Raw genomic sequence first — 1,505 nt, forward strand, 5'->3', positions numbered from 1 at the left:
CCTTGCATTTGCATATTGGTAATGCCATATGATATTGCTCTATCATAACCATGTACATTTTTCAACTCACTATTTTTCGCTTCTATTTTATATCGGTGTTTTGCTTTTTCTTTGTAATAGTCAGTTTCTTGAAAGCTGATTTGTCCTTGGTGTAAGTCCGATTTTATGGACACCGAATATGTTTTTGTCTTGGCTCCTTCTTTATAACACCCCTCTTTTAAAGAGCAGGTCTTACATTTTTCCACATCAAAATAGTAGGTTTGTTTTTGATTAGTTCCAACATTTTTTTTGCCTACGCGAGCCTTTCGTATAGCCATGTGACCAGCAGGACAAATAAATCTATCGGCATCTTTATTGTAATCAAATTTATCTTCGTCTTTTCTAGCCCCTTGAGCTATTGTAACATTTAGTCTCGCTACCACTTTAATATTTTGCCCACTTGTGAGTTTGAGATTTTCTTTTCCTGTATAGGCTCCATCGCCAATAATTGTATCAACATCGATTCCGTTTTCCTGACTAATTTCTAAAAGTTTAGGTAACTCCGGGCCATCTCCTTTTTCGCCTGATGTGACTACAGCTGCTGTAATGATGCGCTCTTCGGTCATCGCTAAATGAGTCTTATAGCCGAAGAAGGAACTATCAGCGGATTTATGCCCCATTTTAGCATCTGTATCTTTTGATAGGGTAAAATTTTCCTGAGTGTCTTCTATCGTTTCTTTAAGCAAGTTTAATTTTTCTTTCACCGCAGGTATAGAACTTAAAGATTGTTCTTTTTCTAGCCGTCTCTCCAACTCTTTACAATAGGCCAATTCCATTTCTAATTCATTGGTATTGTTCTTCTCTGGCATACGTTCTTTCCATTGGTCATCAAATAAATAAACCGTTTTTCGCAGTAGTTTTGAACGCTCACGCAATACTTCAATTGCCGAAAATGGATTTGATCTCGATAAAGTATGTGTGGCATCAACTATAATAGACTTAGAACGGATAATGCCCTTTTCAACGGCTATAGTCACCGTTTTACTAATCAATAGATTTAATAAGTCGGTGTCCTTCAAACGTCTTTTTCTATATTTTGTTAACGTACTAGAATTGATAACATCTTCTTCTGGTGCCATTTCCAAAAAATACTTAAAGGACATATCAAAACGGGAACGCTCCACTACATCAACATCTGAAACGGTATAAATTGTTTTCAGAAGTAAATACTTGAACATACGCACAGGACTTTCTGCTGTGCGACCATTATTTGTACAGTATTTATTTAGCAACTCATCATAGATAAATGAAAAATCGATCAACTCATTGATTTTTCTTAGCATATTGTCCTTGGGAACGATTAAATCATATAACGAAGAGTACGGACTGAATTGAATTTTTTGTTGTTGAACTAACATCTAAAAGCCTTTTGAGTACCATTAAAAATACGAAAAAAGGAGCAAAAAACTATAGTTTTCTACTCCTTTTTATTAACAATTAATTCCTAAAAAGACTTTTTCAGTGCC

General features: G+C 35.1%; 1 protein-coding gene. It reads right to left on the minus strand.

Annotated elements, in window-relative coordinates; translation table 11 throughout:
- The coding region (locus tag ACEN2H_RS15580; RefSeq protein ID WP_441733973.1) for an IS1182 family transposase at positions 1 to 1,397 on the minus strand (1,397 nt) is incomplete at its 3' end.
- Positions 1,398 to 1,505: the final 108 nt, after the last annotated feature.

This window comes from Flavobacterium sp. W22_SRS_FP1 (assembly GCF_052113685.1).
Lineage (GTDB): Bacteria > Bacteroidota > Bacteroidia > Flavobacteriales > Flavobacteriaceae > Flavobacterium.